This window comes from Aeromonas sp. 2692-1 (assembly GCF_013085505.1).
Taxonomy (GTDB): domain Bacteria; phylum Pseudomonadota; class Gammaproteobacteria; order Enterobacterales; family Aeromonadaceae; genus Aeromonas; species Aeromonas hydrophila.
In genome coordinates this window covers 4295675-4311998 of record NZ_CP038513.1, presented here as the reverse complement: position 1 = coordinate 4311998, position 16324 = coordinate 4295675, and the positions used below count along the sequence as shown (strand labels likewise).

General features: G+C 61.0%; 16 protein-coding genes. 5 read left to right on the top strand and 11 right to left on the bottom strand.

What is annotated here, in order from left to right:
- Positions 1-4: 4 nt before the first annotated feature.
- From E5E97_RS20080 to E5E97_RS20065, 4 genes are all read left to right on the top strand, one after another.
- Positions 5-616: a cytochrome o ubiquinol oxidase subunit III gene (locus E5E97_RS20080; protein ID WP_005302934.1), complete on the top strand. Its 612-nt coding sequence runs from the start codon at positions 5-7 to the stop codon at positions 614-616.
- On the top strand, positions 616-945 hold the full coding sequence (locus E5E97_RS20075; RefSeq protein WP_005302933.1) for a cytochrome o ubiquinol oxidase subunit IV: 330 nt from the start codon (positions 616-618) through the stop codon (positions 943-945). Before E5E97_RS20080 ends, E5E97_RS20075 begins: the two co-directional genes overlap by 1 nt.
- A gap of 11 nt (positions 946-956) precedes the next feature.
- Positions 957-1853, top strand: a complete 897-nt coding sequence (gene cyoE / locus E5E97_RS20070; RefSeq protein ID WP_005302932.1) for a heme o synthase — start codon at positions 957-959, stop codon at positions 1851-1853.
- Positions 1854-2020: 167 nt separating this feature from the next.
- Positions 2021-3382 (top strand): MFS transporter, encoded by a 1362-nt coding sequence (locus tag E5E97_RS20065; RefSeq protein WP_171280897.1) that lies wholly within the window; start codon positions 2021-2023, stop codon positions 3380-3382.
- 98 nt (positions 3383-3480) lie between these two features.
- On the opposite strand, the gene E5E97_RS20060 is transcribed toward E5E97_RS20065, so the two are convergent.
- The 7 genes from E5E97_RS20060 to E5E97_RS20030 all read right to left on the bottom strand — a co-directional run bounded on the left by E5E97_RS20060 (position 3481) and on the right by E5E97_RS20030 (position 10955).
- Positions 3481-5160: an alpha/beta hydrolase gene (locus E5E97_RS20060; protein WP_171280896.1), complete on the bottom strand. Its 1680-nt coding sequence runs from the start codon at positions 5158-5160 to the stop codon at positions 3481-3483.
- A gap of 232 nt (positions 5161-5392) precedes the next feature.
- Positions 5393-6247: a taurine dioxygenase gene (tauD, locus tag E5E97_RS20055; RefSeq protein ID WP_171280895.1), complete on the bottom strand. Its 855-nt coding sequence runs from the start codon at positions 6245-6247 to the stop codon at positions 5393-5395.
- Complete coding sequence (tauC, locus tag E5E97_RS20050) at positions 6244-7074, bottom strand: taurine ABC transporter permease TauC (RefSeq protein WP_017765674.1); 831 nt, start codon at positions 7072-7074, stop codon at positions 6244-6246. The genes tauD and tauC overlap by 4 nt, the downstream gene beginning before the upstream one ends.
- Positions 7071-7838, bottom strand: a complete 768-nt coding sequence (gene tauB / locus E5E97_RS20045; protein ID WP_017765673.1) for a taurine ABC transporter ATP-binding subunit — start codon at positions 7836-7838, stop codon at positions 7071-7073. Before tauB ends, tauC begins: the two co-directional genes overlap by 4 nt.
- 23 nt (positions 7839-7861) lie before the next feature.
- Entirely contained in the window at positions 7862-8836 is a 975-nt protein-coding gene (gene tauA / locus E5E97_RS20040; protein WP_171280894.1) for a taurine ABC transporter substrate-binding protein, read from the bottom strand.
- Between the two features lie 368 nt (positions 8837-9204).
- Positions 9205-10359 (bottom strand): YdcF family protein, encoded by a 1155-nt coding sequence (locus E5E97_RS20035; protein ID WP_171280893.1) that lies wholly within the window; start codon positions 10357-10359, stop codon positions 9205-9207.
- A gap of 191 nt (positions 10360-10550) precedes the next feature.
- Entirely contained in the window at positions 10551-10955 is a 405-nt protein-coding gene (locus E5E97_RS20030) for a hypothetical protein (protein WP_171280892.1), read from the bottom strand.
- Between the two features lie 40 nt (positions 10956-10995).
- Between E5E97_RS20030 and E5E97_RS20025 the strand changes: the two genes are divergently transcribed.
- Positions 10996-12083 (top strand): IS3-like element ISKpn10 family transposase gene (locus E5E97_RS20025; RefSeq protein ID WP_099368947.1). Its coding sequence is split into 2 segments (ribosomal slippage): positions 10996-11248 and positions 11248-12083, totalling 1089 coding nucleotides; the frame shifts between segments, so codons are not numbered across the junction.
- Positions 12084-12121: 38 nt separating this feature from the next.
- Here E5E97_RS20025 and E5E97_RS20020 read toward each other — a convergent pair.
- Genes E5E97_RS20020 through E5E97_RS20005 form a run of 4 tightly spaced genes read right to left on the bottom strand, consistent with a single transcriptional unit; the run spans position 12122 to position 16320 of the window.
- Positions 12122-14242 (bottom strand): hypothetical protein, encoded by a 2121-nt coding sequence (locus tag E5E97_RS20020; RefSeq protein ID WP_171280891.1) that lies wholly within the window; start codon positions 14240-14242, stop codon positions 12122-12124.
- Positions 14243-14244: 2 nt separating this feature from the next.
- On the bottom strand, positions 14245-14826 hold the full coding sequence (locus E5E97_RS20015; RefSeq protein ID WP_171280890.1) for a YmfQ family protein: 582 nt from the start codon (positions 14824-14826) through the stop codon (positions 14245-14247).
- The gene (locus E5E97_RS20010; protein ID WP_171280889.1) at positions 14811-15878 is read right to left on the bottom strand and encodes a baseplate J/gp47 family protein; all 1068 of its coding nucleotides are present in this window, start codon (positions 15876-15878) and stop codon (positions 14811-14813) included. Before E5E97_RS20010 ends, E5E97_RS20015 begins: the two co-directional genes overlap by 16 nt.
- The gene (locus E5E97_RS20005) at positions 15868-16320 is read right to left on the bottom strand and encodes a phage GP46 family protein (RefSeq protein ID WP_171280888.1); all 453 of its coding nucleotides are present in this window, start codon (positions 16318-16320) and stop codon (positions 15868-15870) included. The genes E5E97_RS20010 and E5E97_RS20005 overlap by 11 nt, the downstream gene beginning before the upstream one ends.
- Positions 16321-16324 lie beyond the last annotated feature (4 nt).

The window sequence follows — 16324 nt, the reverse complement described above, 5'->3', positions numbered from 1 at the left end:
TTCCATGGCGACTGACGTTCTACATCACACTCACGGTGCCCATGAGGATGGGCACCATGATGCCGGCGCCAACAAGGTATTCGGCTTCTGGATCTACCTGATGAGTGACTGCATCCTGTTCGCGACCCTGTTCGCGACCTATGCGGTCCTGGTCAACGGCACCGCCGGCGGCCCGAGCGGCAAGGACATCTTCGAACTGCCGTTCGTGTTTGCCGAAACCATGCTGCTGCTGCTGAGCTCCATCACCTTTGGCTTTGGCATGCTGGCCATGAACAAGAACAAGGTGGCGGCGGTCAATACCTGGCTGTTCATCACCTTCCTGTTCGGTGCCGGCTTCATCGCGATGGAGATCTACGAGTTCCATCACCTGATTGCCGAGGGCTACGGTCCGGATCGCAGCGGTTTCCTCTCCGCCTTCTTCACCCTGGTGGGGACCCACGGTATCCACGTGACCAGCGGTCTTGTCTGGATCATCGTGATGATGGTGCTGGTAGCCAAGAAGGGGCTGACCGATCGCAACCGCACCCGTCTGATGTGCCTGAGCCTGTTCTGGCACTTCCTCGACGTGGTGTGGATCTGCGTCTTCACCGTGGTCTATCTGATGGGGGTCATGTAATGAGTCATTCCGTTGACAATCACGGCGCCAGCCACGGCAGCGCCAAGAGCTACCTGATCGGCTTCGTACTGTCCCTGATCCTGACCGCGGTGCCGTTCTGGATGGTGATGGACGGTTCTGCCTCCCACACTACCGTGCTGGCCACCGTGGTCGGCATGGCGGTGGTGCAGATCTTCGTGCACCTGGTCTACTTCCTGCACATGAACACCTCGTCCGAGGAGCGCTGGAACCTGGTGGCACTGATCTTTACCGTGCTCATCATCGCCATCGTGGTCGTGGGTTCCCTGTGGATCATGTACAACCTCAACATCAACATGATGGTTCACTGAGCAGGTTGGCAATGATGATGAAGCAATACCTGCAAGTGACCAAGCCGGGCATCATCTTCGGTAACCTCATCTCGGTTATCGGAGGGTTCCTGCTGGCCTCCAAGGGGAGCCTGGATGTGCCCCTCTTCATTCTGACCATGGCTGGTGTATCACTGGTGGTCGCCTCCGGTTGCGTGTTCAACAACTACATCGACCGGGACATCGACTGCATCATGGAGCGCACCAAGAACCGTGCTCTGGTGAAGGGTCTGATCGCCCCCGGCGTATCGCTCTGGTACGCCACCGCGCTCGGCATTGCGGGCATTGCACTGCTCTACTTTGCGGCCAATCCGTTGGCCGCCCTGCTGGCGGTGCTGGGCTTCATTGTCTATGTGGGGGTCTACAGCCTCTACATGAAGCGTCACTCGGTCTACGGCACCCTGGTTGGCAGCCTCTCCGGCGCCGCGCCGCCGGTCATCGGCTACTGCGCGGTGAGCGGTCAGTTCGACTCAGGCGCGCTGATCCTGCTGGCGATCTTCAGCCTCTGGCAGATGCCGCACTCCTATGCGATCGCCATCTTCCGCTTCAAGGATTACCAGGCGGCCAACATCCCGGTACTGCCGGTGGTGAAGGGGATCCCGGTGGCCAAGCTCCACATCACCCTCTACATCCTGGCCTTCATGGTGCCGACCCTGATGCTGTTCCTCGGCGGTTATGCCGGTTACAAGTATCTAGTGGTGGCCACCGCGGTCAGCGTCTGGTGGCTGGGGATGGCGCTGTCTGGCTACAAGGCGGCAGTGGATGACTCCCTCTGGGCGCGCAAGCTGTTCATGTTCTCCATCGTCACCATTACCTGCCTGAGCGTGATGATGTCGGTGGACTTCCAGCCGGAGGCCGAGCCTGCGGTACTGGTGAGCATGCTGCCCTGATAGTGTGACTTGCCCCCCTAAAATGCATGAAATCCAGAGCCGGGAACCTTCCCGGCTCTGTTATTATGGGGCCGCCCCGTCGGGCACTTTTCCCTTGTGTCGGGTGTGGCAAGCCCAGTGTCGGCCACCCCTTGAGTCTTCCTTTTTCCTGACCTATCGAGGCCATCATGAATGATTTCACCATGACGAGGGGCGAGCGCCGTGCCACCTGGGCGCTCGGCTCCGTCTTCTCGTTGCGCATGCTCGGCATGTTTATGGTGCTGCCGGTGCTGACCACCTACGGCATGTCGCTGGCTGGTGCCTCCGAGGCGCTCATCGGCCTGGCCATCGGCATCTACGGCATGACCCAGGCGCTGTTCCAGATCCCGTTCGGCCTGCTCTCCGACAAGGTGGGCCGCAAGCCTCTCATCGTCGGCGGCCTGCTGATGTTTGCCCTCGGCAGCGTGATTGCGGCGTTGACCCACTCCATCTGGGGCGTGATCCTCGGTCGCGCCTTGCAGGGCAGCGGCGCCATCTCGGCTGCCGTGATGGCGCTCTTGTCGGATCTCACCCGCGAGCAGAACCGCACCAAGGCGATGGCCTTCATCGGGGTGAGCTTTGGCATCACCTTCGCCATCGCCATGGTGACTGGCCCCCTCATCACCCATGCGCTGGGGCTCAGTGGCCTCTTCTGGCTGATCGCCCTGCTGGCGCTGGCGGGCATCGCCGTCACCCTCTGGCTGGTGCCGATCCCGAGCGGTCACCTGCTCAATCGCGAGTCAGGCATGGTGAAGGGGGGGATGCGCACCGTGCTGACCAACCCGCGCCTGCTCAAGCTCAACTTCGGTATCCTCTGCGTGCACACCCTGCTGATGTCGAGCTTTGTGGCGCTGCCGCCGCTGCTGGAGCGCGCTGGCCTGCCCCGCGACAGCCAGTGGCAGGCTTATCTGGTCACCATGCTGATCGCCTTCGTCAGCGTGGTGCCGTTCATCATCTATGCCGAGAAGCGCAGAAAAATGAAGCGGGTGTTCCAGATCTGCGTGCTGGTGATGCTTGTCGCCGAGCTGGTGCTCTGGCAAAGCGGCCTGCAGCTGTGGGGCCTGCTCGCCGGCCTGCAGATCTTCTTCATCGGTTTCAACGTGATGGAGGCGCTGCTGCCCTCTCTTATCAGTAAGGAGTCGCCCCCCGGCTACAAGGGCACCGCCATGGGGATCTACTCCACCAGCCAGTTTATCGGGGTGGCCATCGGCGGCAGCCTCGGCGGCCTGCTCTACAGCCTGGGCGGCGGTGTCCTGGTGTTTGGCGGCTGCGCCGCGCTGGCCCTGGTCTGGCTCGGGGTCAGCCTCACCATGGCCGAGCCCCCCTACGTGAGCAGCCTGCGCATCGTGCTGCCGGAAGGGGTGGAGGCCGACGCGGCGCTGGAGCAGAAGATCCGCGCCTGCGAGGGGGTGAGAGACGTGCTGCTGGCCGCTGCGGAGCGCTCCGTCTATGTGAAGGTGGACAGCAAGCGCCTGAGCCGGCGCGATCTGGAGTCGCTGGTCGCCGCCTGAGGACACCGACCAGCATGAAAAAGCCCGCCAATCCGGCGGGCTTTTTATTGGGCTTCATTCAGCTGGATTGTGCCCAGCTGTGCTTGGTAGGGCTGGGCTCAGTCGGCCAGGCAGCGCTGCTCGGCGGGCAGGCTCGCGGCATCCCCCAACAGCAGGGTGCTGAGAGCCGCCCGGGCGCAGCGGGAGCTGTTTAGCTGGCCATGCTGATTGCTCTGCTCTACCTGCACCAGGCGGGCGGCGCTGCCAAAGGCGGCCTGCATCTGGCGGGCACCGGCGAAGGGGGTATTGGGGTCGTACTCGGCGCCGAGCACCAGGGCCTTGGCATCATCCGGCAGCTTTATCTCGCCGGCGCCGTAGCTGGTGATGGGCTGGCGCGGATAAGGCCAGTCGGCGCAAGTGTTGAAGCTTTTGGCCAGCAGCAGGGCGCCGGCCCCCTGGAAGGCGGCATCTTCCGGATCCAGCCCCTGCCAACCATAGGGTTCGCTGTTGTCGGTGCAGTGGATGGCGCTGAAGAAGGGCATCTCCTGCAGTTCCTGATAGGGGTTGTCATCGTCCTGCCCGGCGAGGCGGGCCAGCAGGGGGCCGGCGTCGTCCTGCTGCCAGAAAGCGAGCTGATCGTCGCGCTGGCTGCCGCTGATGGCATCGCCCAGCACCGCCACCCAGTTGGCGCGGTCGAGCACATTGCCCTGATTGTCCACATAGCGGCCGTTGTCGCGCACCTGGCGGGTCACCGCCATGCTGCGCTGCAGCGCCTGATCCCCGAAGCGCCAGGCCAGGATGCGGTTGGCATTCTCGGCATCGCGGCGAAAGATGGCCGGGTAGCGGCTCTCGGCGGGAGACATCGGCGAGTCGACCACCAGATTGGCCACGTGGCTCGGATAGCGGGCGGCATAGAGGGCGGCCAGACGAGTGCCGTAGGAGAAGGTGATGGGGGTGATCCGCTCGCGCCCCAGGTGCTGGCGCAGGCGCTCCATGTCCTCGACCACGGCCCGCGAGCCCAGGTGCGGCGCATGCAGCCGCAACGGCTCGTCGCAGCGCTCGCGCAGGGTGGTGCCGAAGGCCTTGCCCTGATCCGCCCCGCTCTCGAGTGCCGGCAGGGCGCCCTTGTCCCGGCTGGCAAAGAGCTGGGCGAGCTGCGCCGGGGTCATGTCTGGCCGCACCCCCTGCTTGTCGGTCAGCAGGCAGCTGCGCAGCTCGTGGCCGAGGGCGCTGTAACCAGCCCCGCGGGGATCCAGGGTGACGATGTCGTAGTGCTCAAGGATGGCGGGGTTGGCGCTGCGCAGCAGGTCGAGCAAAAGGCCGAGATCCGGGGTGGCCGAAGTGGGGCCGCCCGGGTTGTAGAACAGGGTGCCGCGATAGTCGCCGCTGGCGCGATAGTGCAGATAGAAGATATCCAGGGTGTCGCCCTTGACCGTGCGGGTCTCCTGCTTGATCTGGGTGCGGCTGGGCTGGTTCGACCAGGAGGAGAAACGGCTGCTGTCGCCGGAGAAAAAGCTACTGCTGGAGCGCGAGGTGGAGCTTTTCTCCCACTTGCTCTCCTTGATCTGGACCCACTCCTTGTCGTAATCGAGCGGCACCGTCAGATAGTGGCAACTGACCTGACTGGCGGGAATGGCGATGCCGTCCTCCTGCCAGCCCTGGCGCAGCTGTTGGCAGACCTGGCCGGCGTCATAGCCGGCGCGAATATGGCGGGCCTGGAAGGGCTCATCTTTCTTTTCCAGATTGCAGCCTGCCAGCAATGCCGGTGCCAGCAGGGTCATGAGCAGCGTGTATTTCATTGTCTATTTCCATTTATCTAGCCTGAACCCAGAAATAGTACGGGGAGGGGCCGACCGGATGGCAGCCGGAAGTTGTATGGAAATATTGCAAGGTGTGTCGATTTACATATTTCTGGTGATATTTGGCGGCCTCATTGATCTATTTGAAAATAATGACCGGCAACGCGCACCGTTATTTTATGCGGGATCAATAACAGCGACGCAACCGGTCGGTGCTGGGCAGATGTTGGCGTTACGCGGGCGCGCGCCAGAACGGCTTGTCCCCCAGCACGGTGGCCCTGTGCATCACTCGCCGGGCCGGCAGATAGTCGGCGTTGGCGTAATGCTGGGTGACCCGGTTGTCCCAGATGGCGATGTCGTGCTCCCGCCAGCGCCAGCGCACCTGATACTCGGGCTTGGTGACATGGCGAAACAGGAAGGCGAGCAGTGCCTCGCTCTCTTGCGCCGGCAAGTCGGGCAGGCGGGTGGTGAAGCCTTCATTGACGAAAAGTGCCTGCCGACCGCTCAAGGGGTGGGTGCGAACCACAGGGTGGCGCAGCGGCGGGTTGCGGGCCGCCGCCTCCTGCCAGCGCTGGTATTCGGCCGGGCTGGCGTTGTGACGATGGGCCGGGAACGACTTGGTGAAGTCGTGCTCGGCCTCCAGCCCTGCCAGCAACTGCTGCAGGCGGGGGGAGAGCCCCTCGAAGGCGGCGATGCCGCTGGCCCACAGGGTATCGCCCCCCACCGGCGGCAGCTGCTTGGCGGCCAGAATGGCCAGCGCCGGCGGCGTCTCGATGAAGGTGACGTCGGTGTGCCAGTTGTCGTTGTCCGGTGGGTTGTCGTCGTGGGTGTCGAGCACGATGATCTCCTCGGCCTCCGGCGCGTGGGGATAGACAGGGTGAATGTGCAGATCGCCGAAGCGGTTGGCCAGCGCCCGCTGCTGGCGGGGGTTGATGGGCTGATCCCGAAAGAACAGCACCTGATGGGTCAGCAGGGCCTGCTGCAACTGCGCGAACTGGCCCTCATCGAGCGGCCCGGCCAGGCTGATGCCGCTGATCTCGGCGCCGATGTGGGGGCCGAGGGGGGTGATATACAGGGAATTGCTCATAGTCCTTCTCCATGCCACGGCGTCAGGCGACGCTGCAGCGCACGTAAACCAAGTTCCAGAGTGAAGGCGATCAGGGCGATCACCAGAATGCCCGCCAGCACCACGTCGGTGGCGAGAAACTCGCCGGCGGCTTGCACCATGAAGCCCACACCGCGGGTGGCGGCGATGAGCTCGGCCGCCACCAGGGTGGACCAGCCGACCCCGAGCCCGATACGCAGCCCGGTGAGCATGTCCGGCAGGGCGCCGGGCACGATGACATACCAGAGCACCTGCCAGCGGTTGGCGCCGAGCGCCCGGGCGGCCCGCAGCCGCACCTGCCTGGCGCCCTGCACTCCGGCCAGGGTGGCCATGGCGACCGGCGCGAAGATGGCCAGATAGATGAGCAGTACCTTCGATGTCTCGCCGATGCCGAACCAGATCACCATCAGCGGCAGGTAGGCAAGGGGGGGCACCGGTCGGTAGAGCTCGATCAGCGGGTCGAGCATGCCGCGCAGGGTGGGGCTGAGCCCCATGGCCAGACCCACCGTCACGCCGCACAGGGTGGCTGCCGCGAGGGCGATGAGGATGCGCTGCAAACTGGCCGCGAGGTGTTGCCAGAGGGTGGCGTCCATGAAGCCCTGCGGCCCGGCGAGGGTGAGCAGCTGTTGCAGCACCTGGGCGGGTGGCGGCAGGAACAGCGGGCTTATCAGCTCGAGCCTGGCCACCAGCCACCAGAGCGCCAGCAGGGCACCCAGGGTCAGCAGACTTATCCCAAGCCGGCGTGGCAGCGGCCAGCGCAGGCGTATCCGGCGGGCAGGGTCGAGCGGGCGGGAGAGGGTTAGGCTCATGCAAACACCTCCCGCTCGGCAAAGACCCGCTCCAGCACATACTCGCGCCGGGCGATGAAGGCGGGATCCGACTTGATGCTGCGGCAGGGCTCGCCGGCGGCGAAGCGGCGGCCAAAATCCAGGGTGAGCCGCTCCATGACTCTCCCAGGCGCCGGGGAGAGCAGCACCAGCTCGGTGGCCATGAACACCGCCTCCTCGATATCGTGGGTGATGAGCAGTACCTGCCGGCGCTGCTCGTGCCACAGGCGCAGCAGCAGGGTCTGCATCTGCTCGCGGGTAAAGGCGTCGAGGGCGCCGAAGGGTTCGTCGAGCAGTAGCAGTTGCGGCTGGGTGGCCAGCGCCCGGGCGATGCCGACCCGCTGGCGTTGGCCGCCGGAGAGCTGCCAGACCGGCTTGGCGTGGGCTTCTTCCAGCCCCACCTTGCGCAGCATGGCCAGCGCGCTGGCCTCGCGTTCGCGGCGCGGCACGCCGGCCAGCTGCAGGCCGAAGGCGACGTTGTCCAGCACGTTGCGCCAGGGCAGCAGCCCCTCGTTCTGGAAGACCACCCCCCGCTCGGCGCCGGGGCCGCGCACCGGTTGCCCCTGCAGGCTGATGGTGCCCTGTTGGGCGGGTTGAAAACCGGCGATGAGGTTGAGCAAGGTGGTCTTGCCGCAGCCGGAGGGGCCGAGCACCACCATCAGCTCGCCCGCATCCAGGGTCAGGTTGATGTTGTCGAGGACTCTGCGCCCGGCGTAATCGGCGCAAAGGTGGGTGAGCTGCAGCATGCATGCCTCCTTGTTTTGCGGGGTTAGCGGGCGTGAGCCTTGACGAAGCGGTCGGTCACGTAGTCGCGATAATCGTTGCCAGCGCTTCGTACCTTGCCTTGCTCCTTGAGAAAGCGGCTGGTGTCCACCAGGGTCTGGTTCACCAGATCCCCCAGCTCGGCACCCTGCTGGCTGGCGCTCAGGTAGGTGTTGCCCCTGACCAGCGCGGGCACATCGCTGGCCGGTACACCGCTCAGGCTGGCCAGCTTGGCGAGGTTGTCCGGCTTGGCGAGCCAGCCGTCGGGGTTGGCCAGGTAGTCGCGCTGGGCCGCCAGGGTGCTGTCGACGAAGGCCTGCACCAGATCGGGATGGGCCTTGGCGAACGCCTTGCGCACTACCCAGACATCCAGGGTGGGGGCTCCCCACTCGCCCACCTGGGCCGAGTCGGTCAGCACCTTGCCGCCCTTGGTCAGCTCGTTGAGGGCCGGAGCCCAGACATAGGCGCCATCGATGTCGCCCCGCTGCCAGGCGGCGATGATGGCCGGTGGCTGCAGGTTGACGATCTGCAGGCTGGCCGGATCCACTCCCCAGTGCCGCAGCGCGGCCAGCAGGCTGTAGTGGGTGGTGGAGGTAAAGGGCACGGCGATGCGCTTGCCGGCCAGGGCCGCAGGGGAGTTGAGCCCGGGCTTGACCACCAGCGCTTCCGAGTTGCCGAGCTTGGAGGCGAGCAGGAACACCTCGATGGGCACCTGCTGGTTGACGGCCACCGCCAGCGGGCTGGAGCCGATGTTGCCGATCTGCACGTCGCCGGAGGCGAGCGCCCGCACCACGCTGGCGCCGCTGTCGAACTTGAGCCACTTCACCGTGGCGCCGCTGGTGCGGGCAAAGGTGTCGTCGGCCTGAGCCACCTTGGCCGGTTCGGCCGAGGTCTGGTAGGCCACAGTAACGTCCACGGCCCTGGCTTGCAGGCTGAGCAGGGTGAGCGCCGCCAGCCAGAGGGAATGTCCTTTTCCTGTCATGATATTGCTCCATCGGGGGAATGAAGCGGCAGTTTTCCCATTTATCGGGAGATTGAGGAAAGACCGAAAATATATGGCTGATGAAATATGGTTCTTAGAAAAAGAACAGCAATTAAATCCGTTTATTCATATATCTCAATATGGCAAGTCGATATTTGGTGGCTGGCAATGAGTGTTGAAAAAATGCTGAAAATATCGGCAAGCCATATTCAGATATGGCAATGCTTGCCCATTTATTGAATATCGAACCGGCTGGCTGGGCGGATAAAATAAAACCCGCCGGTTGGGCGGGTTGGTATGGTGCAGGGGATACCGCTGAGGCAAGACGCGCGCAAGCAACGGGCCGGGCGAGCAAGGCCCGCCCGGAATCAGCGCTCCAGCAGGGGGGCGGAGCGGTAGCTCCAGAGCCCGTAGGTGCGCAGGGCATCGCGGTAGATGCCGAGCAGCTCGCTGTCGCTCACCTTGGCAAGCTCGGAGAGCGGCTTGTCGGGATAGCTGACGCTGTCTATCCGGATCCCGGCCGGCCCGCTCTGCCAGCAGGCGATCTCCAGCAATGTCTGGCCCCGGCGCACATGGCTGGCGGAGCTCACCAGGGTGGCGTACTCGATCTGGTGGCGGGCGAGGGCATAGCCGCTGTAGAGGGCGTTCTCCACCGTGCTGGTGGCGTAGTTCTCCTCGATGATGCGGGAGCGGTCGATCCCCTTTTTCACCAGCCAGTCGGCCATCAGCTTGCCCTCGGTCTGACGGTTCTGGGGCACGCCGCCGGTCAGGATGATGAGGGCCGCCGGGTTGGCCTTGGCCAGCGCCCGGGTGGTTTCCAGCCGGCCCAGCAGGATGTCGTGCATGGACCCGTCGGGATTGAGGGCATAACCCAGGGTGACGATGGCCCGGTTGCCCGGCTTGGGTGAGCGCTCCCCCTGCTCCTTGAGCGGGGTGGCGACGACGCGATCGACCGTATCGAAGATGCGCTGCAGATCGGCGGCACGGCCGGGATTGAGGGTCGCCAGCTTGCTCTGATACCCCTTGGCGGCAGCCTCGTTGTGCTTGAAGGTCTGCCAGGTGGCGAGGTAGCTCAGCAGGTCGATGTCATCGGGCGCCGTGCTGAGGGCCTGCTCGAACAGGCCGATGGCCTTGTCCACGTTGCCGTTGTAGATCTGGGCATTGGCCGCCGAGATGAGCAGGTCGGTGCGATAGGGCTCGAGCTGGTAGGCCTGCAGCAGCAGTTCGGTCACCTGCTCCATGTTGCTCGGCATCTTGGCGGTGAAGCCGGCGGTGGAGATGCGGGCGGGGGATTTGAAGATCTGCCAGGCGTCCGCCAGCAGCTGATCCACCACCTGGCGCTTGCTGATGTACTGGTCGTAATTCTGCTCCTTTTGCAGAGAGCGTACCGGGGTAGCCCAGGCTTCGGAAGGGAGCACGGCAGGCAGTGTCAGCAGGCCGGCCAGCGTCAGGGCAATCGCGGTTCTTTTCATCATGATGGCGTTCCACCGAAGGTTGATGGCACCAGGCCATTCCAGGGCCATGGGGCTTTTTCAATAAAAACATAAACTTGGTGATTGGTCAGTGTACCGCGTTGTAGCCGCGCGAGTGTATTGAGCACTGATGGCGAGTGTATTGAGCACTAAGGATAGTGATCAAAATGATAGCGAAATACTGGTAGAGATAACACTTAATGAAAGTTTAAGGCCCCATTGTTGGGGCCTTAAACTTTGGGCTAAACAGCTGGTGGCGAAAGTTTGTCAAGGCGTTCTGTAATGGCCTTGATAGTTTCAGCATGCTGGCAGACTACTTGCTCGAGCGCACGTAGTTCAGCCTTGCGGCGCTGTACATAGGCAGTAAGCGGGGGGATAAACTCATCGTAACCGAGTGTCATCACATCGCATCCATCGTTGATGGAATGATCTTGTAGACCCGCGAAATCAACGCCTATATCGTCGCAAAGCGCCTTGATTTTTTGAGCCACAAACCACTGGTGCCGACGATTGCGCTTTTTGCTGCCATCTTTCGGTATTGGCCTAATTCTAGTCTCGAACACAGGTTGCGCTTCTTCATCGATACCGATCTGCACCTGATATTCTTCAAAGTAATGGTAATCCCCCCGAAAAACCAGGGTGCTCATAAGTAGAATTTTCCCGTACCTTGAACGCAGGAGGTTCTACATGAAAACATCACGCTTTAGCGATACCCAGATCATCGCCATCCTCAAACAAGCTGAGGCTGGAGCTCCCGTCCCGGAGCTCTGCCGCGAGCATGGCATCAGCACGACCACCTTCTACAAGTGGCGTTCCAAATTCGGGGGGATGGATGCCTCCCTCATGGCTCGACTCAAGGAGCTGGAGGACGAAAACCGCCGCCTCAAGAAGATGTACGCCGAGGAGCGCCTCAAGGCAGAGATCATCACCGAGGCCATGGCAAAAAAGTGGTAACGCCATCTGCCCGCCGGGAGATGGCGACCAAAGCCGTGACTCACTACGCCATATCCATCCGTCTGGCTTGCCGGATCTTCAAGGTCAGTGAAAGCTGCTATCGCTATCAGCCCGTGCTGGTCGATGAAAACCAGGAAATTGCCGATTGGCTGCTACGTATCACGGCCAGCCAGCGCAACTGGGGCTTCGGGTTATGCTTTTTGTACCTGCGCAACGTCCAAGGCTTTGGCTGGAATCACAAACGGGTATACCGGATCTATCGGGCGCTGGAGCTCAATCTGCGGATAAAACCCAGGAAACGGTTGGTTCGGGCTAAGCCAGAGCCGTTGGCGGTTCCCGACCAGCCTAATCAGTGCTGGTCGATGGACTTTATGCATGACCAGCTCAGCGATGGCCGCTCGGTGCGGCTGTTTAATGTGATCGATGACTTCAATCGTGAAGCGCTGTGCATCGAGGTGGATTTCTCCTTACCCGCCTCACGAGTCAAACGGGCGCTGGAGCAGGTGATCACGTGGCGAGGTAAGCCCGCCATTATCCGATGTGACAATGGCCCGGAATACATCAGCGAAGAGCTCAAGCGATGGGCGAAACAGGAGGGGATAACCCTGGGCTATATCCAGCCAGGAAATCCGCAGCAGAATGCCTACATCGAACGGTTTAACCGCACGGTGCGCTACGACTGGCTGGGCCATTACCTGTTTGAGTCACTGAATGAACTACAGGAGTTTGCCACGAACTGGCTGTGGGTTTATAACCATGAGCGGCCCAATATGGCGCTGGGTGGCTACACGCCGAAACAGCGTCTGGCACAGGCCGCATGACCTCTACTTTTGAATGCCCCTAAAAATGGGGGGATTACCTAATCATCACGCATATCCCAGAAGCCTTCTTCAGCTTCCAAGCCATCAATGAATTCATCAAGCAGTGTAGTGGGGCGCAGATCTGCCTTGTCACGCGCATCAGATCGGTTCTGTACGGTTCCATAAACGTAGGTTGTAGTCGCGGAATCACCAAGCTGCACTTGGTTGTCACCAGAAACTCGAGTGTTAGCACCGAACCCTGATGAGTTTGTCAGGGCAGTAGCAACACTACCATCTTGCATGAATCTAAGAGACTGATGCCCGTTACCAGTGATCTTGGTTCCGCTTAACAGCCCAAACCCACTGCCCCACCCAGTAAGGGTGGCAGCAGTGCCGTTGAACGCCTTACCGGTGCTGTATCCATTGAATGAGCATTCTTGCATCGAGGTAGCAAGCTCACCGGATCGTGCGCCGCAAAGAGAGTTCCAGCGACTCGGCGTTCGCGTGGTGGATGTCTCTACCTGGGTAATCTCGATGTTGCCAGCTCCAGAGAATGCAACTGGGCAGGTAAATGTGAACTGGTCGGAGGTAGGGGCGGTAACAACCACAACATCAACCGCTTCTGATAGCACCATAGGGCCAGTAGTTGCCTGCAACCGCACACGATTACCAACAACTGCGGAAACTCCAATTACGTTGACAGTTACAGCGGTATCGCTCGCCGTGTATGTCCCAGTGCGAACCGTGAGGTCTAATACCTTATTTGCATTAGACAGATCAGAATCGAGCAATCTCCCGGCGCCCGCCCCGCCGAAATAGTTGCCGTCACCTTTTTTGATGTTCTGGCCAGCGCTAACGCCGATAGCAGTATCCTCTGCGCCATCACAAAGAGATAGAGTGTCTGCGCCATATGCCGTAATGCCATCGGCTGTTACAGGTGTCGGGTTGGTTATCTCCCCTGTCCAATCAATCGGGCAGTATGACGATACCGAGTTAGCGCCAGTCGCAGTTACCTTAATTGATGTGGTAACTGCCTGAGCTGTGTTTCTACCAAGTCCTACACCACGGTTTGCCGTTGTGGCGAACCGGAATGAATTGCTCATAATCGCCAGCATTCTCGTGCCTGGGAAAGGTCCATAGTCTGGGCTTTCTGACTCGATGAACTTGAGGGTATCCTCACCTATGCCGATATTGTCCCTCAGTATTAGCCCCTCTGACATCGACCCAGGTCCCCATGCCATAGCCTTTTTAACTTGGGTTGCGCTACCCATCGCACCAGGGCCAATAGCTACCACAAGACCGGACTCGCCGATGTCATAGTCATCAGGCAGCGATGCTAAAGCACCCTCACCGCTAACCACCCGACCAGATCCGAACTTAGGGGCTGTGTCGAATACTGCTTTGAAAGTGCTGGAACCAACCTTGAAGTAGCCGTTAGCGTAACGGTTTCCAGTCGGGATGGACGTGACCAGATATGTCTTGCTCATCAGGTCAACTACCTGACCTGAGAAGGAAGCTTCAAGAGCATCGAAAGCGGCTTGATCGTTTGTCACCCCATCCCCTACCGCGCCTTTGTCTTGTGGGGTGATGCGTTCGCGTAACTTATCCTGCGCAGTACGAGCCTCGGAATCTGCTCCAGATTGCTCAAAACCAATACTCTCAGCACCACCAGGAAGAGCAAGATCGCCACGCAGGGTAGCACCAGCATTATCCAGCCAAAGGCCTGGGCCGACACCTCCGGTAGAAGCTGGAGTGGAACCTTGAGGAACGACCTTTCCTCCGCCTGGGAAAGCTCCATCCCAGTTGTAGGCATGGCCATCCGCTTCATAGAGCAACACATCAGTGGCCGTGGTCACGGTACCGCCAAGTTCGAAACTACCAGGTACCAGAGTGAACCCGGCTTCGGCGTAAGTACGGCGCAGGGCCTCACGGGCACTCATGGCCTTGGAGATGCGCTGAATGGCCAGCAACAGCTGGTCATCATCCGTCTTGCTCGGGTTAATGCCGGCAGCAGCCAGCACGTTCAGCATCTCGTTGGTTATCTGGTTGAACCAGTCACCACCAGGAACGGTGGGATGAACACCCTCACCACCCTCAGTAAAATATTGGCGAACTGCGGACGCAACCGGTCTGCGGGCAGGTTCTGCAGGTACACCACTACCACGGTCAGGCCAAAACATAGTTACACCTCGTAGTTAAAGTCGTAGTAAAAACCAGCCAGTTTCAGGCGATTGAGCACGCATTCGAGCACCAAAGGTGCATTACCACGGAGCGGCGTCAGCACGTTATCCAGGACCGTGAAACGGTCTTCTGGCATGCCGATAACATCAACGCGCAATATGAAACGAGTTTCTGCTGGGTAGAGTGGATAGATGACACTTCTGAGCACATGGTGAGGCCACTGCTCATAGACCTTGACGGTGAAGCCGAGCGCCGCTGCGATCTGCTCAATCATCCAGGTCTGCAGGCCGCCTTTGCGGTGGTACTTCTCAACCACGGCCGCACGCCGGCGCTCGAATGACTGTTCTGTCGCCTCGCACTCAGGCAATTCCAGATAGGCTTCCCATTCAGGCAGCAGCAGATTGGTGGTCTCAGGGCGCATTTCCAGCAGCAGCTGATCGGCACTGAGCTCCAGCGCGGCCAGCCGCCTGGCAAAACCCAAGACGTATTTCGGCAAATTGGCATCAGGATCACGCGGCCAGGCACGACCACGCGGCATCTGCTGCTGCAGGGCATCGCCCCATTGCGCTACAGAGTGGGCCATGTGATCACTCCGATGACGTTCAACTCATCGATATTCGCCGGCACATCGGCAGCCAGATCCAGAATGTAATTTTTGACGCCTGCAGCAGTACCGATGGCGGTACGGATCTTGGAAAGCAGCAGGGTGTCACCGGGTTGCAGAGTCCGCTCATAGCCGTCCAAGTTGCGCTGGATGGCCGCGCGGATCTCGGCACTGTCTGGGGTTGGCGTGATGGCCAGATCGGTGGTCTTGAGCAAGGGACCGATAAAGACGGGCTCGATACCGCCTGGGCGGCCAACTAGCACTCCTGTCGCCGGATCTGGATGGCGAAAGAGATACTCCATCATGTATTGCTGGTCGGTAGGGGTCGGCAAGATATCAGCCCGGTCATCAAAAACCCAGCCAATGCCGACCGTTCCGCCGCCCTGCCAAACGTCATAGGCCCACGCCCTGGTCACACCGGGGACCTCACGCATCCAGGCAACATAATCGGCGACCGCGCCCCCCATGGGCGGGTTACGCTTGCGGAACAACAGGCGCTCCAGCAGTTCAGAAATGGGCTCGATATCGGCGCCACCGCTGATGTCACCGCTGACGCCATTTGACTGCAGACCAGCCACTGGCGTGACCAATGTCAGCGTTTCTCCTGAGACCAGGTTACCGGCGGCACCGGCAGCAGACGCTTGCACCTGAACATTGACCGCTCCACTGCTGGGGCTGGCACTGGTGGTCACCACATATTGCCGACCGTCCTTGTGTTGCAGCACGGTACCGACCGGCGCTGGCACTGTGCCATTGAGGGTGGCTGGGCCTGCAGCATAGGTGGCCTGCTTGCGGATGACCCCTTCAAACTGCGCCGTTTCGATGATGGTCTGATCATCAGATTCAGTCGTCGGGATGATCTGACGAACAATCCATGACTGATGATCATACGCATCGCGGATGCCGGCACTGACGGCGATATTGAGCGCCTGTTCAATGCCGAACTTGGGCAACACAGAGCCCAGGCTTGACTCCAGATCCAGCTCGCCACTGGCAATAATCTGGCGCAGGGTTGGCACGCTATACGGCATTGGCTTGCTCCTCCCAACGTTGTTTGATGCTCAGGCTCAGCTCGCTGTCATCAAGGCGGGTGATGGCGATATCGAGCTGCAGCATCTGAAATTGAGGAATGGCGCCAGTGACGGTAACGAGCTTGGCGTAATCAGGCTTTAAATGGCGATCGAGGGCAGTTTGCGCATAGGTCACTGCCAGATTGCGCACATCAGTGGTGAGCTTTGACCTGTCGAGCAGCCATAGCTTGCTGCCCCATGACTCGTCGGAAAAGGTATCGCCGATCCAGCCACGGCGGTCGTTGGTACCATCCGGTAATACATCAGAGGGATCGGCGCGGGCATCGGTGAACAGGATCTGCAGGACAATGGTTTCAAGGCCATCATCCTGACGCAAACCGGCCGAGGTGATGTCGATATCGCCTCGGCCGGTTTCGTTGTTCCAGGTGATTGCTGTGGTCATCGCC